This is a genomic window from Aeromonas tecta, assembly GCF_000820185.1.
In the GTDB taxonomy this organism is placed as follows: domain Bacteria; phylum Pseudomonadota; class Gammaproteobacteria; order Enterobacterales; family Aeromonadaceae; genus Aeromonas; species Aeromonas tecta.
Genome location: NZ_CDCA01000006.1, coordinates 1 through 554, shown reverse-complemented (window position 1 = coordinate 554; position 554 = coordinate 1). Strand labels below are relative to the sequence as shown.

The following is a 554-nucleotide window of genomic DNA, read 5'->3' as shown; positions in this document are numbered from 1 at the left end:
TTCATCTGGTAGCGCAGGAAAGACCAGCCCGATTGCAGGTGGCGCAGCAGACTGTGTGACTTGTATTGGGTCACCACACCCACTCGGCGAAGGCCGGAGTTGACGCAGTTGGAAAGCACGAAGTCGATGATACGGAACTTGCCGCCGAAGTGAACCGCTGGCTTGGCTCTGTGATCAGTCAGCTGGCGCAGGCGGCTGCCTCGGCCTCCGGCAAGCACCAGAGCCATGGTCTCGTTCAGCAACTGTCTTGCTTTCGCCGTGCTGGTAGGTTGTAACGACATTTAACCCCCTTTTTGATTAATCCATCGATATGGTGTCCCATTTGGGGATTGCTGACTTTGCTTTCAATCATGCTTTTTGTCGGAAATGGCAATTAATTGATGAATATGTTACTTGAGTGGTTGACGCGGATCGCCAGTCATGCAGGGGATGACTGACGGTCATCTTGAGGGGAAGGAGAGGGGGAGGGGGAATGTCGACTGGCGACTGAGCGTGGGTTGCAGCCACCCTCGTCGAGCTGAGGGTGGGCAGTTTGGCCACGGGGCGGGGGGGGG

At 56.3% G+C, this 554-nt stretch carries 1 protein-coding gene; it reads right to left on the bottom strand.

Going from position 1 to position 554, the window contains the following annotated elements:
* A partial coding sequence (locus BN1137_RS00530; RefSeq protein ID WP_157433558.1) for a sugar phosphate nucleotidyltransferase occupies nucleotides 1–281 on the bottom strand: 281 nt, incomplete at its 3' end.
* Between the last annotated feature and the right edge of the window lie 273 nt (nucleotides 282–554).